Annotated in this window: 21 protein-coding genes, 1 tRNA gene and 3 pseudogenes; 11 read left to right on the top strand and 14 right to left on the bottom strand. The window is 42.7% G+C overall.

Annotated features, from left to right (window positions below; translation table 11 throughout):
• The first annotated feature begins 77 nt into the window (after positions 1–77).
• Positions 78–551, top strand: coding sequence for a Cys-tRNA(Pro) deacylase (gene ybaK / locus AB4486_RS20505; protein ID WP_017069618.1), 474 nt, complete (start codon positions 78–80; stop codon positions 549–551).
• 106 nt (positions 552–657) lie between these two features.
• Here ybaK and rluF read toward each other — a convergent pair whose 3' ends face one another.
• The 3 genes from rluF to AB4486_RS20490 form a co-directional block, all read right to left on the bottom strand.
• Positions 658–1,791, bottom strand: coding sequence for a 23S rRNA pseudouridine(2604) synthase RluF (gene rluF, locus AB4486_RS20500; protein WP_017064161.1), 1,134 nt, complete (start codon positions 1,789–1,791; stop codon positions 658–660).
• A gap of 176 nt (positions 1,792–1,967) precedes the next feature.
• The gene (smrA, locus tag AB4486_RS20495) at positions 1,968–2,549 is read right to left on the bottom strand and encodes a DNA endonuclease SmrA (RefSeq protein ID WP_017062320.1); all 582 of its coding nucleotides are present in this window, start codon (positions 2,547–2,549) and stop codon (positions 1,968–1,970) included.
• A 170-nt stretch (positions 2,550–2,719) separates the two neighbouring features.
• The gene (locus AB4486_RS20490) at positions 2,720–2,860 is read right to left on the bottom strand and encodes a DUF3149 domain-containing protein (protein WP_017062321.1); all 141 of its coding nucleotides are present in this window, start codon (positions 2,858–2,860) and stop codon (positions 2,720–2,722) included.
• Positions 2,861–3,115: 255 nt separating this feature from the next.
• Here AB4486_RS20490 and AB4486_RS20485 point away from each other — a divergent pair.
• Positions 3,116–3,192: transfer RNA gene (locus tag AB4486_RS20485), tRNA-Pro, on the top strand.
• A gap of 179 nt (positions 3,193–3,371) precedes the next feature.
• On the opposite strand, the gene AB4486_RS20480 is transcribed toward AB4486_RS20485, so the two are convergent.
• From AB4486_RS20480 to AB4486_RS20465, 4 genes are all read right to left on the bottom strand, one after another.
• Positions 3,372–4,040, bottom strand: a complete 669-nt coding sequence (locus tag AB4486_RS20480) for a LuxR C-terminal-related transcriptional regulator (protein ID WP_372118430.1) — start codon at positions 4,038–4,040, stop codon at positions 3,372–3,374.
• A 724-nt stretch (positions 4,041–4,764) separates the two neighbouring features.
• Positions 4,765–5,082 (bottom strand): hypothetical protein, encoded by a 318-nt coding sequence (locus AB4486_RS20475; RefSeq protein WP_372118427.1) that lies wholly within the window; start codon positions 5,080–5,082, stop codon positions 4,765–4,767.
• Between the two features lie 3 nt (positions 5,083–5,085).
• Positions 5,086–5,892, bottom strand: a complete 807-nt coding sequence (locus tag AB4486_RS20470; RefSeq protein ID WP_372118423.1) for a hypothetical protein — start codon at positions 5,890–5,892, stop codon at positions 5,086–5,088.
• Positions 5,893–5,966: 74 nt separating this feature from the next.
• Positions 5,967–6,650 carry a curlin subunit CsgB gene (locus tag AB4486_RS20465; RefSeq protein WP_372118420.1) on the bottom strand — a complete coding sequence of 228 codons (684 nt, stop codon included), beginning with the start codon at positions 6,648–6,650 and terminating at the stop codon, positions 5,967–5,969.
• 436 nt (positions 6,651–7,086) lie between these two features.
• Between AB4486_RS20465 and AB4486_RS20460 the strand changes: the two genes are divergently transcribed.
• The 6 genes and pseudogenes from AB4486_RS20460 to AB4486_RS20435 all read left to right on the top strand — a co-directional run.
• Positions 7,087–7,563 carry a CsgE family curli-type amyloid fiber assembly protein gene (locus AB4486_RS20460; RefSeq protein ID WP_372118417.1) on the top strand — a complete coding sequence of 159 codons (477 nt, stop codon included), beginning with the start codon at positions 7,087–7,089 and terminating at the stop codon, positions 7,561–7,563.
• Positions 7,564–7,612: 49 nt separating this feature from the next.
• Positions 7,613–8,005 (top strand): curli assembly protein CsgF, encoded by a 393-nt coding sequence (locus AB4486_RS20455; RefSeq protein ID WP_032545727.1) that lies wholly within the window; start codon positions 7,613–7,615, stop codon positions 8,003–8,005.
• 15 nt (positions 8,006–8,020) lie between these two features.
• Entirely contained in the window at positions 8,021–8,857 is an 837-nt protein-coding gene (locus tag AB4486_RS20450) for a CsgG/HfaB family protein (RefSeq protein WP_372082650.1), read from the top strand.
• Between the two features lie 415 nt (positions 8,858–9,272).
• The gene (locus AB4486_RS20445) at positions 9,273–9,572 is read left to right on the top strand and encodes a helix-turn-helix domain-containing protein (RefSeq protein ID WP_372118414.1); all 300 of its coding nucleotides are present in this window, start codon (positions 9,273–9,275) and stop codon (positions 9,570–9,572) included.
• Positions 9,550–9,675, top strand: a pseudogene (locus AB4486_RS20440) (transposase); the annotation flags it as partial. The gene AB4486_RS20445 and the pseudogene AB4486_RS20440, both read left to right, overlap by 23 nt.
• Before the next feature lie 24 nt (positions 9,676–9,699).
• Positions 9,700–10,074: pseudogene (locus AB4486_RS20435) on the top strand (CsgG/HfaB family protein); the annotation flags it as partial.
• Between the two features lie 84 nt (positions 10,075–10,158).
• Here the strand turns inward: AB4486_RS20435 and AB4486_RS20430 are convergent.
• Together AB4486_RS20430 and AB4486_RS20425 are read right to left on the bottom strand one after the other, a co-directional pair.
• Positions 10,159–10,580: pseudogene (locus AB4486_RS20430) on the bottom strand (hypothetical protein).
• A 131-nt stretch (positions 10,581–10,711) separates the two neighbouring features.
• Positions 10,712–11,590, bottom strand: coding sequence for a TraB/GumN family protein (locus tag AB4486_RS20425; protein WP_029235194.1), 879 nt, complete (start codon positions 11,588–11,590; stop codon positions 10,712–10,714).
• A gap of 404 nt (positions 11,591–11,994) precedes the next feature.
• Here AB4486_RS20425 and AB4486_RS20420 point away from each other — a divergent pair, with 404 nt between their 5' ends.
• Both AB4486_RS20420 and AB4486_RS20415 read left to right on the top strand, forming a co-directional pair.
• The gene (locus tag AB4486_RS20420; RefSeq protein WP_372118412.1) at positions 11,995–14,646 is read left to right on the top strand and encodes a beta-N-acetylhexosaminidase; all 2,652 of its coding nucleotides are present in this window, start codon (positions 11,995–11,997) and stop codon (positions 14,644–14,646) included.
• 533 nt (positions 14,647–15,179) lie between these two features.
• Positions 15,180–15,872: an oligogalacturonate-specific porin KdgM family protein gene (locus AB4486_RS20415; protein ID WP_017064150.1), complete on the top strand. Its 693-nt coding sequence runs from the start codon at positions 15,180–15,182 to the stop codon at positions 15,870–15,872.
• A 261-nt stretch (positions 15,873–16,133) separates the two neighbouring features.
• On the opposite strand, the gene AB4486_RS20410 is transcribed toward AB4486_RS20415, so the two are convergent.
• Positions 16,134–16,574 carry a DUF411 domain-containing protein gene (locus AB4486_RS20410; RefSeq protein ID WP_017064149.1) on the bottom strand — a complete coding sequence of 147 codons (441 nt, stop codon included), beginning with the start codon at positions 16,572–16,574 and terminating at the stop codon, positions 16,134–16,136.
• On the bottom strand, positions 16,564–19,347 hold the full coding sequence (locus tag AB4486_RS20405) for a copper-translocating P-type ATPase (protein ID WP_372118410.1): 2,784 nt from the start codon (positions 19,345–19,347) through the stop codon (positions 16,564–16,566). The genes AB4486_RS20410 and AB4486_RS20405 overlap by 11 nt, the downstream gene beginning before the upstream one ends.
• A 331-nt stretch (positions 19,348–19,678) precedes the next feature.
• Here AB4486_RS20405 and gltX point away from each other — a divergent pair, with 331 nt between their 5' ends.
• Positions 19,679–21,106 (top strand): glutamate--tRNA ligase, encoded by a 1,428-nt coding sequence (gene gltX / locus AB4486_RS20400; RefSeq protein ID WP_372118407.1) that lies wholly within the window; start codon positions 19,679–19,681, stop codon positions 21,104–21,106.
• Positions 21,107–21,231: 125 nt separating this feature from the next.
• On the opposite strand, the gene AB4486_RS20395 is transcribed toward gltX, so the two are convergent.
• The 3 genes from AB4486_RS20395 to AB4486_RS20385 form a co-directional block, all read right to left on the bottom strand.
• Entirely contained in the window at positions 21,232–21,765 is a 534-nt protein-coding gene (locus AB4486_RS20395; protein WP_240698162.1) for an isochorismatase family cysteine hydrolase, read from the bottom strand.
• A gap of 46 nt (positions 21,766–21,811) precedes the next feature.
• The gene (locus AB4486_RS20390; protein ID WP_372098204.1) at positions 21,812–23,209 is read right to left on the bottom strand and encodes an FUSC family protein; all 1,398 of its coding nucleotides are present in this window, start codon (positions 23,207–23,209) and stop codon (positions 21,812–21,814) included.
• Positions 23,210–23,478: 269 nt separating this feature from the next.
• Positions 23,479–23,586: transposase (locus AB4486_RS20385; protein ID WP_136977434.1), on the bottom strand; the 108-nt coding region annotated here is incomplete at its 5' end.

Raw genomic sequence — 23,586 nt, 5'->3', positions numbered from 1 at the left:
GACTCTAGCACCATGATAAATTTAACTAAAGCGACGCCTCGGCGTCGCTTTTTGTTTATCTATCGTTTGGATTTGTTATGACCCCAGCAATCAATCTCGCCAAGAAAAAGAAAATCGCTCATAGCGTGCATCAGTACCATCATGATGCCAATAATACGAACTATGGTTTAGAAGCCGTTGAAGCGCTTGGTCAAGATCCCAAACGTGTATTCAAAACGCTGTTGTTCTGCTTGAATGGTGTGGCGAAAGATTTGGCGGTTGCCGTTATTCCTGTCGACCAGAAGCTAAATCTAAAGCTTGCCGCTAAAGCAGCGAAAGGCAAAAAAGCAGAGATGGCCGATCCTGAGATTGCTCAGAAAACCACGGGCTATGTTGTTGGTGGCATTAGTCCGCTTGGACAGAAGAAAGCACTGCCTACCTTCGTTCATTCCAGTGCGACAGATTTTGAAACGATATGTGTGAGTGCAGGTAAGCGTGGGCTAGAGATTGAATTAGACCCAAAAGACTTAACACTTCTGACTCGCGGCCAGTTTGCTGATTTATGTTTATAGATTGTCGTCGTCATGATGATAAAACTATCGAATGACCAACAAAAACGCCCGCTAGACTAATCTAGCGGGCGTTTTTATATCGAGAGTCTCGTCTTACTGATTCAGACTACTTCTTCAGACCTAAAGTACCACCAACACGCTTTGGTGCAGGTTTGTTCGGTCTGTTTGAATCTTGGCTGCGGTTTGCCGGCTTCCCGCTTCTACGATCGGTATTATCGCGATCTGTGCGATTGCGATCCGAACGATTTCTATCTGAATTAGAACGCTCTGAACGAGAGTTCGATTTCCAGTTCTCGGTATTACCACCGCTTTCACCATTCGATGAATTGCGGCCACGCTTTGAATTAGGTGCATGACGGAATTCATCCGCATTGTTACCGCGGTAGGTGCGTGTACGGTTCTCGTTTTGATTACGGCGCGCTGTTGAAGCTTGGTTCTCTTCACGGCTATCAAAAAGTTTCGCGTCAGTCGCTTTGCGAATGCGTTGACCTTTCGCGTTCATTTTTGACGCATCTTCCGTACTTACTGAGCCTTCACACATCGCTAAAATTTCAGTGATCTCTTCGTCGCTCAGGTAGCGCCATTTGCCGTTAGGAATACCGTCTAGTGAGATATTCATAATACGAACACGACGCAGTTTAAATACTTCATAACCGAGCGCTTCACACATACGGCGAATTTGGCGGTTAAGGCCTTGTGTTAGCGTAATTCGGAATGAGAACTTAGTCTCTTTCTCTACTTTACATGGCAAAGTGACTGTATCGAGAATGTGAACGCCAGCGCCCATTTGCTTCAAGAATTCCGTCGTAATCGGCTTATCTACACGCACCACGTATTCTTTCTCGTGGTTGTTACCTGCACGTAGGATCTTGTTTACGATGTCGCCGTCATTGGTTAGGAAGATAAGGCCATCAGAAGGCTTATCTAGACGACCAATCGGGAAAATGCGCTTGTGGTGGCCAATAAAGTCGACGATGTTGCCAGGAATATCACGCTCAGTCGTACAGGTGATACCTGTTGGTTTATTGAGAGCAATGTAAATCGGCTTCTCTTTTGAGCGAACAGGCTTATTGTCGATCTCAACATCATCACCTGGCAAGACTTTAGTACCCATTTCAGGGATCTTACCGTTAATAGTAACTCGGCCTGCATCAATCAGTTTATCGGCTTCGCGGCGTGAGCAAAAACCAGTTTCACTGATGTATTTATTAAGGCGTTTAGCTTGGGATTCTTGTGACATGATATTCTCTTAGCGTTTCACAACGGAAATGTAGATAAACAAAAAGCAACCTTTGGATAGTTGCTTTGAGTTGAAATTCGTTAACTGAGGTAATTTTAGCACTTGGTGTGAGTCTAGGCACGAAATATCGATCTTGATGCAAAATCGTTACTAGTCCATTTATCTATCTCAACCTATTAACTGGTGCGTTTTTGATGGCGCTCTCTGTTCTCTAGCTTTTTCTCATTACTCTTTCTGAGCATTACGTAGACTGCGCCCGTACCACCATGAAATTGCTGAGCAGAATGAACACATTGAACGTCGTTGATTTGTGTTAGCCAATTTGCCACGTAGCTTTTCATCATTGCAGGTGGATTCGAACGCTCACCCTTACCATGAACAATGATGACGGTACGAACATCCATTCTTAAACACTGACGCAAAAATGAAAGCACTTCGTTACGTGCGTCTTTCAGTGTTTTCCTATGAAGGTCGAGCTTGGCTTGAATAGGGTATTTTCCTAGGCGCAGCTTTTTGTATACGCCTTCTTGTACACCGTCTTTTTTATAAGCAACAACATCGTCTGGCTTGATCATTGGCGAATAGTCTAATGATAAGTAGTCTTTCTCGTCGTCAGACAGCCACATAGCGGCTTCACGCTTAGCAAGGTGAGATTCTGTGACTCGGTGTACTTTCTGGTGTTCAGCGGTGTCATGGTCGATACGTTTAACATCGCCCATCATTTCTTGGAATAGATCTAAGTCGTCATCATGAGACATAGTGTGTATCTCAAGTTGGGGAAGGATAGGTTAAGTATACCTAAGTTGAGGCTGGGTTTAAAAATGAAAAAACCGGAGAAGACAATAAGTCTGCTCCGGTGCAAAGCGTTTTGACACTTACTTACAAAGTAAAAGAATACTTAAAAGTAAATGATTTAGGCTGAGCGATTCTAGTGAGGAGATTTTTCAGTCATAACTTTGTAGATGAAGAAGCCTCCATAAAACATCATGAGACCCAGAGCCCCGAAGATTACTATCATTGAAGATAGTCCCACCGCATTACCAAATAGGAGATCTAGCCAAAAGTCCATGTGTATACCTCAAAGTTATATGACACGGGTTAGTGTATTAACTGGTGTTATCAATTCACTGATCTGGATCAATCCTGTTTCATAAGTTAAATACTTGTTGGTAACTGTGTGTTTTTCGTCACATCAAGCGTGTTGTTGTATGTCTTTTGTTCGAACGATTCGAATTCACAATAAATATGAGAAAAAGCGCTTGCGGATAAATTTAGAATCCGTATTATACGCTCCATCGACAGGCAATCAGCCAGTTAGATATCTCGGTGAATAGCGCAGCTTGGTAGCGCATCTGGTTTGGGACCAGAGGGTCGGGGGTTCGAATCCCTCTTCACCGACCACATTTAGAAAGCCTGCTCATTGAGCAGGCTTTCGTCGTTTCAGGGTATGGGAAATGGGATTAGAACCTAGGTGGGGTTCGCCTGATATTTGAAATAAGCTCTTCACCGACCATATTAAAGAAAGCCGTAGCACTCTTTGTAATAGAAAGGGAGAGCTGTGGCTTTTTGCAATCAGCGGATTATTGGACGAATTCACTGGCTGCGATATTGTTTTTCACCCAAATTAGAGCCTGCAATCGGTTCTTAACTTTGATTTTTTTAAACGTGTTATGCAAGTGTGCTTTAACCGTATTTTCACTTACGTAAAGCGTGTCAGCTATCTGGGTGTTTGAAGCCCCATCACCAAGTAATTTAATGATTTGTTGCTCTCGCTTAGTCAGTTTGAGGTAGCGAGGGCTAGTTTTCGCGCACTGTCTTTCTCTGTAAAAGATTATGTACTGATAGATTAGCTTTCTGCTCATCCACATCTCACCCTGTAAAATGCAGTTAAATCCAGTAACTAGCTTATCAAGTGTATCTGAAGCATAAAAAATACCGACCAGATGTTGCCACTTCAGCATCTCAGAGTGAGGGAAGTCGTTTGGCGTATTGATTAGTATTTCATGAATATTACTTGCTACGTCGTCTCTCAGTTCATGGTATTTATCGATGTGTTGCTGTGTCATGGTTGGGAAATCGATAATGATTAGATTTAAATCTTGGTTTTCTAATGACTTAATATTGAGACGTTCGGGTGCCATGAGCTTGATATCTAGGTCAACTTTCTGCTCTATAGATTCTTTCAGTAGTATTGACTGTAAATTATTCTCCGCAAGTAAAATGGCGTTTTGAGCCTCCAGCTTAGCCATGTGAAACTCCTTTATTTGACTCATTACCTAAACGATAGACTTTTTAGTTTATAGTACATATTGATTTTTCGCGAATTACGAAGTTGAATTATTTGTGAAACTTATAGATATATTTGATGGTATCGGTGAAGGTAAAATATTATCTGACTGAAAAGGTTGTTATTACTCTATTCTCTTTGTTTTAATGGGTTTATCGCACAGGTTAGGGTAGTTTCCCCCACCTTGTCTTCGGGGGTTCTATTTATCTGGCACTGTACTGAATTTAAATCAGAAGCCAATCCATTTAAATGGTAATAAACAAATAAAACGGCGACCAGCACCGTTTTAATATATGCGCCTGGGTTTATATTGGTTTTGGTTTGTTAGACTAACATTGCCGTATGCACCGTTACCTAAAACATAGGCGCATCATACGAAGTTTGATGCATTAGAAATTCATTAGCGCACACCACGTTATTATTTGCAATATCAGGGCGGACCATAAATTTTCTAATCAATGGGGGCTTGATGAACACTTACGTCAAGCCCACCATAAAATACAACCAATATCGGCGCTAGCCAAAAGAATACAGACTTGAGATTTAGGTTAGTCGAACGTAATGAAAGATTAATAAGGATGAAATGAGAGAAGTAGTACAAGTAATAGTTAAAGATATTGGCAAGGCCGTGCTAAGGCTGTAAGGATTCGAAGAGAAAAATTGATAAATAATCAGTGATATAAATGTCACTGAGTAGAAAGTGTAACCGTACAATCTGACGCAACAACCCAATCTTCATCGAGTTTTTGGTCATAGAGCTGGATAGGGAACTGATTGATACCTAAAACATAATGAGCAACGCCCCCTTGCATTGATATCGACGTCTTAGATTGGGTGGCGGAAATTAGAACGAGAGTGCCTGAATTTTGCTCTCTTTTTATAGACAATTGGACCTGGTTACCATCATTTTTACACACGAGGCCTGCATCCTTAATGTTTTCAGAATGCGCCACAAAAGAGAGAAGAGAAACGGCGCAAAGCGCCGTTTTAATTAGTTTAAACATACGTTATTTTTGGTTCACGTATACAGCTGAGTTGGTTGTACCATTCATTGAAATGAACGAATAATCGTGCGAAGTCTGGTTAACGTTAATACCAGAGCCGCCACCAAAGTAATTACCAGTCTGATTACCACTAGACGCTGTCAGCAGTATTTGAGATTCACTATGACTGCCTGTCTGTGTAACGTTAATTAAGTTATCATTACTCGATGCACGCAGCGCTATATTTGAAAGGTTTTTATGATCACCAGAACTGTTCCCTTGAGAAACTGTAATTCTATTGTCGGAACTTTCTGAAATATTAACAATGGAGTCATTAGACCTACCTTCTTGGGTGACGGTCACAGTATTACTATCACTGTCGCCTGACACTCCCACATCTGACCAATGTGCCATTCCTGTCTGAGTTACGGTTACTGTTGCGTAATCAGAGTCACCAAATAACTTCACTTCTGAATCATGGTACTTACCATCTTGGTCGACAATTACCTTAGCTGCGCCAGATGTACCGGCAATTTTGACTAAGGAGTCATTAAAACTATAGCCACCAGATTGGGTAAGCTTTACTTTGTTGTTTGTCCCATGCCCTTGCAAACGCATATCAACTACTGAGCGGTTTCCATCAAACCCTGAAGCACCTTGCGTAATATGAACAGAACTTCCAGTATTATTCTGCTCTAAAACCACACTCTGATTGTCAGTACCTAATCTGGATCCGCTAATTTGTTGATATCCAGAAAAATCTACTTCTCTATCCGCTAGTGCAGATGATGAAACGATTGCTAACCCAACCGCAAATGCTAACTTCTTCATAATATTGTCCCTTTTTTCCCTGTCGACATAGCTTCATATGAAGCATTTATTGTAATTCAGCTAAACTAACTAACTTAGTTGGACTGATTTACATGAACTCTCATGTTTGTGGATGCGCTTATCGCTACAGACAGGCCATCACCAACCTGACTTACCCCGAGGTTTGCTCCGCCTCTTCGATTCCTATGCGTAATCACAGCCGTGTTTCCATTGCCTTGTTGATTCACACTGACTTGATTTCCTTGTTTAGGTGAAAGGTTTACTAACGTAATTTCCGCATTATTCCCATGCCCTTCTTGCATGATCACGGCTTCATTATTTATCCCTAATTCATTAACTTTGGCAGTATTTTCATTACCAACTTGCCGAATAACGGAACTGTTGTCGTGCCCTCTCTGATTCACTATTACTTTGTTGCTTTTCCCTGAAGTAGATATGATTGAACGGTTATTCCCGTGAGTACCTAAACTATCTTGGGTGACCCTCACTGAAGTGTCGCTAGAATGATTTATGTCAATCTCTGAATAACTATCCAAGTCATATGGCGCCCTGTTGCTCAGCACACTGTTGTAATCAACAAATAAGCTTTGGTATTTTTCTTCATCAATCCCATTTAAGAATTCACCAAAATCACCGCGCTCTTCATGACTAGCTTTAACGGTTGAACTAAACAACATAAGTAATAAAGCAGCAGAGACAACCGTTTTAATCTGAAATTGTGCTAGACACCTAGTTCGAGCTTCGATTAAGTTACTCATTGTTGCCACCGTCCTTGTCATATATTTCTGACATTTTTCTGTTGTACCGGATAACTGAAGTATCGATATACATATAGGAAACTATCTATACAATCCGTGATAAATAAATTAAACGGGAAATAATGGCGAACACATCGTACACGTCACGCAAATAAAGTTAACCATCGTTTCCATTTACTTAATAAAACTAAAGTAACATTGGAATATGAACACTAAACCTAATTCCGATTTTATTTAAAATTCATCTATCACATCTGACTACTGGAAAGTAATATTGTTACTCGATAGTTTTATAAATAAACAAGAAAACTAGTATTAAAGTTTATTTAACATTACAAGGCATTAGGTCTATATTCACGTAAGGATTAGACAGCTTAGCAATCCATAAATATTAGTAAGTTACGTAACTATTTTTGACGGTATGGGCCTCGAAGGGATGAATAAAATATTGTTGTTTACTCTATTTAGCTTTTACCATTGTCCAGTTTTTAGTGAGGTTAGTGATGCGAATCATAACGTAGTAACGTCTGATTCTGTTCAGTTAGAAGAACAAGATGAAGCTCTTCAAAGTCGGTTCAATGACTTTAATGAAATTAACGGGGTCATTGTAGATAGAACTATGACTCGACTAGGGGAAAAATTTTACTTTTTTTTCTCTCAACAAATGAATGAGCAATATGCGGATATCAATGAAAACTTTACTGTTGAGGAAAGGCCAACTGCATTGAGAGGCAGTATTGTTACCATTATTCATTCAAGAAAGCCGATATACCGTACAGCCCTTTCCCCAGGACAACGTCAAGCAAAAGAAAAAGCACAAGAAGCGGTCAGTGCTCTAAGCAATTATATCGTGCGTTGGGAAGCGGAAAGGCAATACTTAGATACATTTGATATGGAACACGACGAGTTTTAAGGTGGTTAGGATGATAAGTTCAGCAAGATATAAGTGTTCAATTTGGTTAATGATTCCCTTATTTGTTCTGGGAGTAAACGTAGTTAGTGCTTCAGAGTTGGTTTATACCCCAATTAATCCTAGTTTTGGTGGTAATCCTTTAAACAGCACTATATTAATAAACCATGCAAATGCGATAAACGATTATACTGACCCTAACTCTAATTCATTTGGTGGTTTAGAAGAAGAGTCGGCACTCGATAGACTCGCTTCAAGCTTAGAGTCTCGATTAATAAGTCAGTTATTAGCGGACGTTGGTAATGGAAATTCAGGGCAACTCGAAACTGATGACTTTTTCCTAAATGTAATCGATGATGGTGCTGCATTAGTGGTACAAATTGTTGATAAAGAAACTGGTGAATCGACTGAGATTCAAGTAGCGGGATTAAATCCAGACCTATAAGACAAGGAATGTATTATGAAAGGTCTCTTTTCTATCATAGTTATACTCATTATGACGGGATGCTCCGCATCGCTGGATATTCCCGATGCGGACTCTGAACCCAAGTTAATGCCGCGCGGAACAACTTATACTGATTTGATTTCATTACCGACACCGAAAGGAAAAATTCTAGTGTCTGTATACGACTTCCGAGATCAGACAGGGCAATATAAGCCATACCCCAACAGCACATATTCCACCGCAGTACCACAAGGGGGTACTACATTATTAACAAATTCATTATTAGACTCGCAATGGTTTATTCCGTTAGAACGTGAGGGATTACAGAACTTACTCACTGAACGAAAAATTATTCGTGCCGCACAGAAAAAAGAAACCAAGATTGCCAATCATGGCAGTAACCTATCTTCGTTAAATTCAGCGAATGTGGTTATAGAAGGAGGCATTGTTGCTTATGATTCAAACATTAAAACAGGAGGGCTCGGCGCAAAGTATTTAGGGATTGGCGGCTCAGGCCAATATCGTACCGATCAAGTTACAGTGAGCCTTAGAGCGATAGATGTACGCACAGGACAGGTACTTCTTAGTGTGACAACGTCTAAAACTATCTCTTCTCACGAGATCGGGCTTGGTGCATTCCGCTTCATCGATTACCAAGAACTATTAGAAGTGGAATTAGGTTACAGTAATAATGAGCCCGTTAACATCGCCGTTATGTCCGCGATAGATGCAGCTGTGATACATTTGATAGTAAAAGGGATGTCATTAGGAATGTGGCAATCAAATGACCCGAATGTAGAGAGCAACCCTATTATAGCTAAGTATTCTCAGGCGACACGAGAAATTCTATAGTCGATGGTCAACCGAGAATAATGACTATATTACCTTCCCTGAGGATAAATATCGACATATCAATCCCCATAGGATTAAGCAGTAAATGGAAATTACTTTTAATCCTATATTCTTTATTTGAAATCATCTTCACGGCATAAAAAGTGACATCTAAAGAGGTTCATCGCGGATTAGCGGGAACTAGAAACAGAAACGGTAGTAAGTGATATAGTTTACTCGCCAAACAGAAATCATACACAAACTACCGTTTTCATACCTTCCTATCTTTATTCTGGGAAGGCTTTGACATTGTAAAGTTTCATCAGACAGCATCACTGATTATCTGACTATTAAACCTAACTCTGGGGCTAAATGCTTTTGTGGTCTTGAGGCCTAGGCTATCCATGAGTATCAATGGCGTCATGTAAAAGAAGCCATGTTGCTCGGTGCTCCTGTTGAACTTTTCGTTCAAAATCGAAGGATTAAGTGTCGTGACTGCAGCATAAAAACAGAGTCTTTATCTTGGTTAGAGTCTTATGCTCGTATAACGATGCGCCTAAAAAGCTATATAGAACAACTACTGCCTCTTCTTCTCATTAAACATATCTCCCGGTTAACGAATGTTCATTGGTACACCATTAAAGAGATAGATAAACGCCGACTTAGACAAGTGGTACCGCCAGTGAAATTGGGAGGAGCTAAGGTAACTCGTCATGGACGAGTTCACTATCTTTAAGGGGCATCGGTATGCCACCGTCATTGCTGACGCTAAGACTCGCCAAGTCATTTGGATAAGGTTAGGCCGTAGCCGCAAGGACATACGACCGTTCTTAGAGCAGTTAGGCAAGCATGGAAACAATATCGGTGCGGGTGCCAAGTATCTTGGGGTCGGTGGTTCAGGACAGTATAGAACCGATCAAGTGACGGTTAACTTAAGAGCCGTTGATGTAAGAACCGGGCAAGTTCTATTGAGTGTCACCACCACTAAAACTATCTCTTCACACGAGATTGGGTTCGGCGCATTTCGATTTGTTGATTACAAAGAACTGTTGGAAGTAGAGATGGGCTATAGCCAAAATGAACCGGTCAATATTGCTGTGATGTCTGCTATTGATGCCGCGGTGATTCATTTGATTGTGAAAGGAATGAAGCGTGGAATGTGGTCGCCGAGCGATCCGAATGCATTAGAAAATCCGATTATCGCACGTTATTCCGAAGCGAGTACAGACATACTTTAAGCTACCGAGTAAGCAGCAAAATAGGGCTATGCGGAAAACGGACCTTTCCCTTAGCCCTGTTTTTTTCTTCAAGCAACTCAATGATCAATTCACATCGCACGTAATATCTTTTATCGGTGTTTCCGAGGTAACAAAACAAACATACGCTTCCGCTGGCTTATTCGGGCCTATTCGAATGTAACCTGCCTTTACTTCATCTTCATCAAACGTCACCGAGTGAGAACTTCCCGTTTGGTTGTCGTAAAAGTTTGCTTCAAAATTGTTGTTCATTTGGCTTGCGATACGGTTTCGTGTTGTAGATGTTGTGAACGTAATATTGGCGCAGCGCATCGGTGGTTTCTCTGTAATGAGAAATTGCCCACTTTCTTTATCTATCACGCCCCCTTTGTATCTGGCTGAATGTCGATAGCTTGAAATTGTTCTACCGTACAAGTTTCTTTGGCTGAGGCTATTGAGGGCATCAGCATCGTGAGGGCTAAAGGGAAAGCAAAAAGTACTGGTTTCATTAGAACAACGCCATAGGTAAAAAGAGCGAAAGATAATAGCGCTGCAATGGTGCTATTAAATGTAAAGATTCTGTTATTAAGGAAATGCTTTTATAACGAAAACAAAATGAGGTTGAGCATCGTTAGCTTTTTTAGCTAGTCTCAAATTGACATTGGGCTGATTGGCTTTGTGATTGCTGAATGACACTGAAGCCTTTCTTTTCTAATAACTGTATAAGGTTACCTTCTCCAATTAGGTGCAAGGTACCAACTACTATCATGTAGTTCCCTTTAGTCTTAAGCTTCCAATCATTGGAGGATAGTTTGTTTGCCCAGTCTATGTTGCGATCGGTTAAGAATGCTTTCTCAAGTTCAGGCGACATCTCTGACAGTTCTGAGAAGGCTTCCAGCTTCGCTAAATCACCCGCTTTCCAGCTTTCAATCAGGCAATGAACCACGCGATCAGTTTGGTCAAATTCTTCAAGGCTACTGACTAACCACTCTTTACCGTCGTCCTTTTGTTTTGTCATCAGGTCTATTTGGAATTGCAGAGGCTCCAAACTGATAACCGGAACATCTTGGGTAGTCGCTTTGTTCGCTAGCGTCGCATCAACGCCGCTGGCGGAGCCATAACCAAGGTTTTTTAACTGCTGCATTTGTATGGAGAGAGAAGTTGCCCAAGGCGGTGAGCGAAGCAGTTGTTGCGTCGGCATGCCCAATGATTTTGATATGTCGGTTAATAATTGCAGCTGTTCTGTATTGAGTACATCGGCAGTCGTGAGTTTGTTGCGGGGATATACAACGCCATCAGACTTTCTGATATCCGTTTCGATAATTAAGCCATCACTGTTTTTTAGCGCGTCGGTGATCGCCGAAGGAAGGGGGTACATACTCTCGTCTCCAACGTGCACTGAACCTAAGATAGTGAGTGTCAGATCATCCTTTTGTGCTTGCCAATAAAGGGGCTCGGCGACCGCTTGCCTAGCTGAAAAAGCGAGAACGAATAAAACCATGTACCAGAGTGGACGCAAAGGGAGCTCCTTAAGGAAGTATTAAACTCGTTAAAATCGATTTTGACGGTGTTTTTTAACGGTTTTTTTTGAGAACAATGTCACGTTGTTTGTACGAAAAGTATAACAATACGCTGAAACTCTAAATCCTTTCTGACTACCAATGACACGATTTTATGAAATCGGTAAAAAAGATTGTGATTCATTTCTCAAATTTTACGTCAAAATTAAAATGACGGAAGTGCCGTTGCTTGTAACTTGATGATTTTATTTAAATTAAATTTATCAATATTTTTGAGATTTGAAGCCGATCACTTTATTAGCTCGATTTAATTCACGGTAAAAAATAAGCCCATATAGTTTATCTAACTTTCGAAGCGCTCCATTTTGCTTCTTACTCAATTTTTAATTTATGGGTGAATACGATGTTGAAGAGAAACTTACTATCTGTAGCGGTATTGGCTGGCCTAACAGGTTGTGCAGTAACGCAAGCACCAGAACAAAAAGTAGTGAATGCACTGGCTGATAATCTTGATGTTCAGTACGAAATTCTAACTAATCATGGTGCGAATGAAGGCTTGGCTTGTCAGGACCTAGGTGCTGAATGGGCGTCATGTAATAAAGTGAACATGACGCTAACCAATGACGGTGAAGCGATTGACTCTAAAGATTGGAGCATCTACTTCCACAGTATTCGTCTTATTTTAGATGTTGATAATGAGCAATTTAAGATCACTCGCGTTACTGGTGACCTTCACAAGCTAGAACCTACTGAAAAATTTGACGGCTTTGCGGCTGGTGAAGAAGTGGTTCTTCCGTTAACGAGTGAATACTGGCAACTGTTTGAAACTGACTTTATGCCAGGTGCATTCGTGACGGCGCCAAACGCAGAACCTAAGATGATTGCATCATTGAATACAGAAGATGTTGCATCGTTCGTAACTGGTCTAGAGGGTAATAACCTTAAGCGTACGCCTGATGATAATAACGTAATGGCGACAGCGGTGACGCGTTTTGAAAAAAATGCTGATCTAGCAACTCAAGATGTATCAACAACGCTATTGCCAACGCCAATGTCGGTAGAAGCGGGTGAAGGTTCTGTAAGTATTGCTGGTGGTATTGCTTTACCAAACGACGCATTCGACGCTGATCAGTTCGCTGCAATTGAAGAACGTGCAGATGTGGTAAACGTAGATGTGAGTGGTGACCTTCCTGTAAGTGTTGCCGTTGTTCCTACTCAGTTTACGGGTGATTTAGCAAAATCTGGCGCTTATGAACTAAGCATCTCGGAAGAGGGGATTGCAATTAAAGCGTTTGATAAAACGGGTGCTTTCTACGCAGTTCAGTCTATTTTTGGCCTAATAGATAGTCAGAACGCTGAATCATTACCACAACTGTCAATTAAAGATGCGCCGCGCTTTGATTATCGTGGTGTGATGGTGGACGTTGCTCGAAACTTCCACTCAAAAGATGCCATCCTAGCAACGCTAGATCAAATGGCGGCATACAAGATGAATAAACTGCACCTTCACCTAACGGATGATGAAGGTTGGCGTTTAGAAATTCCAGGTTTACCAGAGCTAACGGATGTAGGGTCTAATCGTTGTTTTGATTTGGATGAACAAAGCTGCTTACTGCCTCAGCTAGGTTCTGGTCCAACAACAGACAACTTTGGCTCTGGTTTCTTTAGTAAAGCGGATTACGTCGAGATCCTAAGCTACGCTAAAGCGCGCAGCATCGAAGTTATCCCTGAAATTGATATGCCAGCACACGCTCGTTCAGCTGTGGTATCAATGGAAGCGCGTTACACTCGTCTCATGGCGGAAGGCAAAGAAGCAGAAGCGAACGAATACCGCTTGATGGATCCGCAAGATACATCGAATGTAACCACGGTTCAGTTCTACGATAAGCAAAGCTTCATTAACCCATGTATGGAGTCATCAACTCACTTCGTCGATAAAGTAATCTCTGAAGTGGCGGCAATGCACCAAGAAGCGGGCGTACCGCTAACGACTTGGCACTTCGGCGGCGATGAAGCGAAAAACATCAAGTTAGGCGCAGGCTTACAAGATATTAATGCAGAAGATAAAGTGGCTTGGAAAGGCAACATCGATTTGTCTAAGCAAGATAAGCCGTTCCAACAATCACCACAATGTCAGTCATTGATCGCTGATGGTACTGTAAGCGATTTCGGTCATCTACCAAGCCACTTCGCAGAACAGGTTTCTAAGATTGTTGCTGAGAAGGGTATTCCCCACTTCCAAGCATGGCAAGATGGTCTGAAATACAGCGAAGGCGAGGAAGCATTTGCGACCGAAAGTACACGCGTGAACTTCTGGGACGTTCTTTACTGGGGCGGAACTTCATCAGTATACGATTGGTCAGCAAAAGGGTATGACGTGATTGTCTCTAACCCAGACTACGTATACATGGATATGCCATACGAAGTTGATGCAGCTGAGCGTGGTTACTACTGGGCAACACGTGCAACCGATACTCGTAAGATGTTTGGCTTCGCACCAGAAAACATGCCACAAAACGCAGAAACATCATTAGACCGTGATGGCAATGGTTTTACTGGTAAAGGTGAGGTTGAAGCGAAACCTTTCTACGGTCTGTCAGCTCAACTTTGGTCAGAAACAGTACGTACTGACGAGCAGTATGAATACATGGTGTTCCCTCGCGTATTGGCAGCAGCAGAGCGCGCATGGCACCGAGCAGATTGGGAAAACGACTACAAGGTTGGTGTTGAATACTCTCAAGAAACTAACTTAGTGAATAAGCAAGCGTTGAACAGCGACTTTAATCGCTTCGCGAATATTCTTGGTCAACGTGAGCTAGCTAAGCTAGAAAAAGCGGGTATTGATTACCGACTACCAGTTCCAGGTGCGAAGGTTGTTGACGGTAAGCTAGCGATGAACGTTCAATTCCCAGGTGTAGAGCTGCAATACTCTGCTGATGGCGAAAACTGGCTAACATACGATGAGCAACAACGTCCATCAGTTTCTGGTGAGACTTACATCCGCTCTATTTCAGAAAGTGGTGAGAAAGTAAGTCGAGTGACCTCAGTTAAATAATCGATAAGCACTATTAGTAGAAGAGCTCCTGACCTTTATCTTATTCAAGATAAAACGGGAGCTCTTTTTGTTTACTGCGAATTAGGTGCATATCCAAAACTGAAACATATAGAAATCGCCTTTGGTCATATCATCAACAATGCACATAAGGTGACTTTAATCCCAAAAGTGACGCGCTTCTCATTATTCTCTTCAAAAAATAAGCCCCCTGTAAAAAACTCTAAATCAGATGTGATTCAACTATCTAGATCTAATTTTTCTTCGTGAAATAACGTGATCCCGATCTGTATATTTTTCCATCTTAAGTTTTTTATCAATTTTTATTTTTTTAAGTTGTTGATTTTAAAGTTTTAAATAACTTGTCTTTTTTTGATAGTGAGAGGGATCACTCTGCTGCCCCTTTTATTTTTAAACGCGAATTAATTCGAGCAACATAGATTTCATGCCAGGGAGGCTACCAACTACTCAAGCGGTGAAGGTGAATGATGTACCGAAGATGTGCCGCTGAAAAAATTAAACTAAGGCAGTTTACTATGAAAAAAATTATCGCTCTAAGTGCTCTTTCTCTTGCTTTCGCTTCTAGTGCTTTTGCTGGTTCTTCTTACGTAACGGGTAACATCCAAATTCATGACGATGGCCGTATCCACGGTTCTGACATGACTTCTACGCTAGAAGCTGGTCACACGTTTGACAACTCTCTAGGCGGCTTCACGGTTTATTCTGAGTTTGATGGTATCCAACTGGGCAAACTTGAATCTGAAAATGGCGGTGCAGGTAATACTACTCCAGGCATCACTGTAGGTGGTGAGCAATCTTTCAACATCACTGACAACCTATGGGTTGCTGCGGGTTACCAACACCTATTCTCTGCAGGCGAAAGCATTCAGTTCCGTCCACTAGTTAAGATCGGTTACAACTTCGACAACGGCATCTCTATTAGTAACCGTACTCGTGCACACATCGATGATACTTCAGCTAATGCTGACACAGACTACCGCATGGATAACCGCATTGCTTACACAGTGAATGCTGACCTAGCGCTTAGCTACAACAACGTATACATGATTGATGCTGAAGCGATGGACCACGAGTTACGTGCAACATGGACTCGTCAAGGTGTTCAACCTTACTTTGAATTCCGTAGCCAAGCTAACGGTGTAGATTTCGCAAACGGCGATTCTAAGCAGAACAACGCATTCGTATTCGGTGCTTCTTACGGCTTCTAAGCTGATTCGCTTGGTTGCTTAGTCTATTAGATTATTAGCCGAGTGAGCTTCTTCGCTAAATAGCTTTTTGCTAAATAGCTTGCTAGCTAATTAGCGAGGGGAACATAGCGGTACTAACAGCCCGGTTGGTGCCGCGACAAGATTTGCTTTACTGTCCAAAAGCAAAGAGCCTAGCAAGTAAACCACAGTCTTGGGTTTACTGAATGCTAGGCTCTATTTTTATGACTTCTTTTTATTGCTGTGTGTTGGTCTGTTTAGGTTCTATTTCCCGTTGTAGTGACGGTATTCAAACACCTGACCTTTTTCATTAAACGCATACACAGAATACTCGTCTTTCTTATCGCCATATTCCATGCCTGGCGAACCCATTGGCATACCCGGAACCGCTAAACCAATCGCATTACGTGGTGGGTTTTCTAGAAAGGCTTTAATGTCATCTGCTGGAATGTGTCCTTCAAATACGTATCCGTCGATCTCTGCAGTGTGGCAAGAGGCTAGCTCTTGTGTTATCCCTAGTTTCTGCTTGATTGGGTTCATATCATCGTGGAGCTTCTCAGTAACATCGAACCCAGCATCTCGCATATGTTCAGTCCATTCTGTGCAGCAGCCGCAGTATGGAGATTTGTGGTTTAGAACATCAGTAGCTAAAGCTTGTCCTGAGATTGCAGCGAGTGCAGTAAGAGTCATAATTTTACGAATCATGGTTAACCTCATGAATATGGTTTTTATTAATATTAGAATGAGTTGGTTTGAACAATCTCAGCCTGTTGGCATTGCTTACTACAGTAATTGACGACATCGCCATCGCTGCCCCTGCAACTACTGGACTAAGCAGAAATCCGAAAAATGGGTAAAGCACACCGGCCGCGATAGGAATACCAAGCGAGTTGTAGATGAAGGCACCAAATAGGTTTTGCTTCATATTTCTCACGGTCGCTTGAGATAGCTCGATCGCGTTGCTTACTGATAATGGCGATGAGTTGAGTAGCGTCATTTGCGCACTTTCAATCGCGACATCACTGCCACTGCCCATTGCTATGCCTATATCTGCTTGAGCAAGTGCAGGCGCGTCGTTAATACCGTCTCCGACCATGGCAACACTCTTATATTGCTGTTGCAGCTGAACAATGTGTTGAGCTTTCTGCTCTGGAAGCACTTCTGAAATCACTTCGTCGATACCGACGTTTTTACCTATCGCTTGAGCTACAGAGTCGTTGTCGCCCGTTAATAGCACAGTGTGAATTCCGGCGGATTTTAGTTGAGCAATGGCTTGTGTGCTATCTATTTTTAATGCGTCTGAAATGCCTAATATGCCTACCAGTTTTTGGTCGATGACTACGAAGATTGGCGTCCATGCTTGTGTACGGCAAAGTTCGATAAAGTCACGGCCTATTTGAGTATCAATACCAAGTTGGGTTAGGTATTTAAGAGAGCCGACTTGGACGTGTTTTCCGTTAATGTTGGCTTGTACTCCAAGGCCTCGGCGGTTTTCAAAGTCGCTGTGTGGGAGTGCTGAAACTTCTAGGTTTTCGGCATACTGACAAACGGCTTTCGCAAGTGGGTGTTCTGAACCGACTTCAACCGAATAGGCGTAAGCCAGCAGTTCTTGTTCTGATAGGTTGTGATAAAACGCCTGCTGAACGCTTGGTTTGCCTTGGGTTAGAGTGCCTGTTTTATCAAACACGACAGCATCGATTTTGCTGGCTGATTGCAACACATCGGCGTCTTTGATTAGAACACCAAGCTCAGCGGCTTTACCTACGCCGACGGTAATAGAAAGCGGAGTCGCTAGGCCTAAGGCACACGGACAAGCGATGATCAGCACGGTAGTCGATACCACAAGCATATAACTTGCACTTGGTTGTGGGCCAACAAAAAACCAAACTAGGGCGGCAACAGCTGCGATCGCGACCACAACGGGTACGAACACGGCAGAAATAGAGTCGGCTAGTTTCGCAATCGCAGGTTTGCTGCTTTGTGCTTGGCGAACCATTTGAATGATGCGTGCCAACATAGTGCTTGAGCCAATTCCTGTCGCTTCAATAACTAAGCTGCCATCACCATTAATAGTGCCCGCTGAAACGCCATCACTCATCGATTTAACGTTGGGAAGTGGTTCACCGGTCAACATGGATTCATCGATGTAAGACTCACCCGATACCACAACACCATCAACTGGCACTTTCTCACCCGGTTTGACGCGTACTTGCATGCCTATTTGGATAGCTTCTACAGCAATAGTTTGTTCTTTGCCATCGACAATCACCACCGCTTTTTGAGGTTGTAGGTTAATCAAAGCTTGTAGTGATTTTGTGGTGCGAGCTTTGGCTTTGGCTTCAATGTAGTGGCCCAAAGAAATTAGACCAACGATCATCGCACTCGCCTCAAAGTAGACATGGCGAGAGGCCTCAGGGAACCATGATGGAATCAACACAACTAGCATGGAGTAGAACCATGCTGCGCCTGTACCCAAAGCAACTAACGTATCCATGGTCGCGCGCTTGTGCATCAGTGATTGCCAAGCATTGGTGAAGAAGCTACGACCTGAAGTGGCAAGCAGTATCAAACAAACGACACCAACCAAGCCCCAAGCCAGTTGATCGTTAAATGTGGCAATGGTCATGCTGCCACCGAACACACCCCATGCCATCAGCGGCGCACCGATTACCAACGCGCTTACTGAGTTTCTAAGGAAGGCTTGTTGAGTACGAAGTTGCTGTTCTTGTTGTTTTTGCTGTTGAGTCGCTGCATCGTCGACAAACTCAGCGCCATAACCAGCAGCTTTCACCGATTCTATTAGAGCGTTTTCAATGATGTCTCTTGTTTGAGAGGTGAAAACCAAGGCAGTTTGTTCGGCAAGGTTGATCTGAGCTTGGTCGACAAACTCATTCTTTTTCAGTGCTTTCTCTACCGAAGAAACACAACTCGCACACGTCATTCCCTCAAGAACCAGGTGATAGGTATATTGGCTAGCAGCAGGTTTATCTTGTGTCGGCTCCACTGGCGCTGTTTTTTTATCGTCTTCTGAATCTGAATTAGATAAAGGCTCATTAACTTCAGTGTAGGGAGCCGCGTGATAACCCACGCTTTCGATCAGCTCAATAAGATCGGGTTCTGAAAGCAGAGTAACCAAGGACAATTCATGTTTGCTGATTTCTAGGTCTGAGATTTGCTCGGTGTGTTCAAGTGCTTGAGTCAGCTTGCTCACGCACTTACCGCAGCTAAGACCGGATAACGAAAGGTGTAGTTTATTGCCCATGCTATAACCAAGCGTCGCTAACTTTTCGTTGAGTTGAACGTAACTAAAAGGAGTCGAAATATCGATGTATGTCGGCGATATATCATTGATCGTCGTATTGTCGAGTTCGCCAAACAGTGTGCGAACTTTCTTCGCACAACCCATGCAATTTAGGCCGTTGAGCGCAGTTGTGTAATGGTTCATATCGATACTCCAATTCTCATCTACGCCTAACATAAACCTTTCCGTAAGGGTAAGGTCAAACATAAATTCAAGAATTTGATATTAGTGGCATATTAATGGGTGGGGTACGCTGGTGAAATAAGCGGGAGTTAAAGAAAAGCGTGGCTATAATTTATTGGCTCAGACTATAGATTTGCTACATCGAAGCTGAATTTGGCCTTTCTACAGTGGCTTTCGCACAAGATCCGCGCATTAATCATTCACTACTGATTGTAGATTTAAGCGGTGGTGATAAAATAGCGCCCAAAATTTAGTGATATTTGGCTATTACAGACTTTGTATTAGACCCCACTAAAAGAATCACCTACATAATCAAGGTATTTAAATGACGGTTAAAACTCGTTTTGCTCCTAGCCCAACTGGCTATCTTCACGTTGGTGGTGCACGTACTGCACTTTACTCTTGGCTATTCGCTAAAAACCAAGGCGGTGAATTCGTTCTACGTATCGAAGACACAGACCTTGAGCGTAACTCTCAAGAAGCGGTTGATGCAATTCTAGAAGGCATGCAATGGATGGGTATGGAATGGGATGAAGGTCCTTACTACCAATCTAAGCGTTTTGACCGTTACAACGAAATGGTTGATAAGCTACTTGCTGAAGACAAAGCATTCAAATGCTACGCGTCTAAAGAACTGCTTGATGAAATTCGTGCAGAGCAAGAAGAAAACAAAGAGATGGCTCGTTACGATGCTAACCACCCTAAAATTGTTGCAGCAAACGAAGCAGCAAAAGAAGGTGATGCATGCGTTATCCGTTTCCGTAACCCTAAAGAAGGCAGCGTAGTATTTGATGACCAAATCCGTGGTCGCATTGAAATCGCAAACAGCCAACTTGATGACCTAATCATTCGTCGTACAGACGGTGCACCAACATACAACTTCGTAGTTGTAGTGGATGACTGGGATATGGGTATTACACACGTTGTTCGTGGTGAAGATCACATCAACAACACACCTCGTCAAATCAACATCTACGAAGCACTAGGCGCGCCAGTTCCAACTTTCGCTCACTGTGCAATGATTCTTGGTGATGACGGTGCGAAGCTTTCTAAGCGTCACGGTGCTGTTTCTGTAATGCAATACCGCGATGAAGGTTACCTACCAAATGCACTGAACAACTACCTAGTTCGTTTAGGTTGGTCTCACGGTGACCAAGAGATCTTCTCTCAAGAAGAGATGATTGAGTTCTTCAGCCTTAAAGCAATCAGCAAGTCTGCTTCTGCATTCAACACTGATAAGCTACTTTGGTTGAACAACCACTACATCAAGACTTCTGAGCCTGAGTACGTTGCTAAATACCTGCAATGGCACCTAGATGCACAGAAGATCGATACAACAAACGGTCCGGCTATCACTGAAGTGATCAAGCTAGTTGGCGAGCGTTGTAACACGCTTATCGAACTTGCTGAGCAATCTCGTTACTTCTACGAAGATTTCTCTGAGTTTGAAGCTGGCGCAGCGAAGAAGCACCTACGTGGTGTTGCTAAAGGCCCACTCGAGCTTGCTCTTGCTAAGGTTGAAGCGCTTGACGATTTCACTACTGCAAACATCAAAGATGGTGTGATTGCAGCAGTATGTGAAGAGCTAGAGATCGGCATGGGTAAAATCGGTATGCCACTTCGCGTAGCAGTAACAGGCGGCGGTCAGTCTCCTTCTGTTGATGCAGTGATGGAGCTTGTTGGTAAAGAGCGCGTAATCGCTCGTATCAAGATGGCTCTTGAGTTCATCGCTGAGCGTGAAGCTAACGCTTAATCCTATTTCTCTTGTTTGAGATAGAATGTACTTGAGATAGAACGATCATCAGCCGACAGCTTAATTCGCTGTCGGCTTTTTATTGTTTAATGAAAATACGGTCAACGTATTTTAGGACGAGACAGTTATAGCAAGTCTTGAGCTTTTGCTAAAACACTGAGTTTTGGGAATATATTTTGGCAGCTGTGCTGGTGGTTCATCGGGTTCATATCTGCAATCGCATCTTCGACAATCACCACGTTATAACCCAGTTCAAATGCTTGTCTAGCCGTTGATTCGACCCCAATACTTGTTGCTACCCCGGTCAGATAAATATCCGTAATACCTTGCTCACAAAGCTGCTTCTGCAAATCTGTGTTGGTAAATGCACCCCAGGAATATTTGGTTAGATAGCGATAATTAGGGTTTAGGCGCAGGCTTTCGATGACCTCTCCCCATACGATCTTTGATGCGTCAGGCTGAGCCGCTTTATTTTGCAGTTCCGTTCGGCCTTGTGGACGACCGGCTACATTAACAATAATTACGGGTAAATCAGCATCATCAAATGCATCGCAGAGAGCAAGGCTGTTCTCTATGATCGGTCGGGACACGGTTTCCGGTAATTGATCAACGATACCTTGTTGCAGGTCGATAACGACAAGCGCAGAGCATTTACTCATTTTCATTACTTTATGCCTTAGTGGTCTTTGTGTGAGGTTATAGTGGTTAACTTTTACGGTGTATTAAGCGGGTGTAAAAGCGGATGAAAGCCAGTGCAACCATCATATAAATGAGTAGGTTCAAAGGGGTAGTGACGTCATAAACAGGCACAAGTTGCGTTGCGCTCATGGTAATCATTACTAATAGGTTGCCCCCGAGAACTCGATAGACCATCCACTGATTACCAGCGAACAGGCGATACACCATAAAGACATTAACAAAGTAAAATGCCATTAATTGCCATACTTCGGTCATCGAAGGTAACAGCAGAACATACTGAATGAGGAACAGTGACCCAAAGGCTAAGTAGCCAATGGTCCAGTGCTTTATCATTTGCCTAGGCATGTTGCTTAATATCAAGGCGCAAATGGCACTGTTAATGATGAACAGACTTCCCGATGATATTGGTAGATATATCCAGACTAGAATTGCTGAGATGAAGCTCATTGTGCCGACTAACGTATTGCTTAATCGTTGCTGGCTGTTGTCAAGTAATCGGGCAAATAAGCGCTTTTTCTTAAAGTTACCCTGGTAGAATTGTTTGACTGTCTCTGGAAAAGGGGGCTTGTAATCGACATTAACCGATGATGCTTCAATAAAAGCCATAGCCTGGTTAAGTATCGAAAAATCATTGTGATCAACCCCTTGATCATGGGCGTTTTGCAGTAACTGTTTGGCAACCCAGATTGCTTGAGTTTGCTGTTGATGCTTCCACTGCTTTCTGGCAGGCATACGGCCATGCAAATCGGGCAGGCGCATCAGATCGTTCAGCGCTTTGAAGGTCGGGCTTTCAATATTTAACTCGCAGCTCGTGTGTAACTGGAAACGCTGCGCTGAGTCATTGTAAGCGAGTGAATGAATGAGGGGAGACATCGCCTCTAAAACAACACTGACTTCGTTGTTAAAGCGTGTGTCATCATCCTCAGGCCAAACCACGCTATAGATGGTCGTATAGACCACGAAGCCAAGCAGGGTTTCTTGCAGCCTTAGTACCGCAATATTAAATGTAGCTACACCATCAAAGCTGCCAGATATCGCCAGCAGGATGCAGACAATAAATGCCGTAATGTAAGCATAGCCGATGACCGGATCGGAACCCATGTATATACAAATTGCGAGTAACAGTGCGATGTTTGCTAAAAAATAATATCGATCTTGCCCAAAAACAGCGATTAACCAAAGCCCAACAAACGCGCCACAAAGCGTCCCCAACAATCTGAGAATGCCTTTTTTCTTGCCAGCAGTAATAGTATCAGTGATGGCCAATATATTGACCACGATAGCCGCCCAGTAAGGCTTCTCAAGGTTAAAATACAACGCAAGGTAGATAGCTAAACAAAATGCTAGGGCAACCTTTATGGCATTCTTGGCTGGAGTGCTCAGTGACTTTATAATGAGTAGCATAGTGGGGTTTAGCGGCAGAGGGATCGAATACGAGGATATTGCCTGATCTTTTGGTCAGCCTAAACTCTAGTTTGAAGGCCTTGATCCATCAAATATAGCAACTCTATTGCATCGTTTAACATTCAGGGGGAGGGGGGCGATCAGTCACTCTACTTATACGATATTGTTCGATGCTGATAATGATCGATAGATCTTCTAATAGTTAATAGCGATAGAACATCAGGTTTATCGTTCTTCTAAGCTGGCTAGTTGTTCCGATTATTTTAGGTTCATCGCGGCTTTCCGGGGAAAGCCGCTTTTATCTTCAAGAAGAAGTAGTCGGTATCTCGATACCCATACCCCATTCGCTTGATTAGCTTTATCTTGTTGTTTATCCC

Origin of the sequence: Vibrio sp. 10N.222.55.C6, from assembly GCF_041473395.1 — a bacterium.
GTDB classification, from domain to species: Bacteria; Pseudomonadota; Gammaproteobacteria; order Enterobacterales; family Vibrionaceae; genus Vibrio; species Vibrio crassostreae_C.
This window is presented reverse-complemented; position numbering and strand designations above follow the sequence as displayed.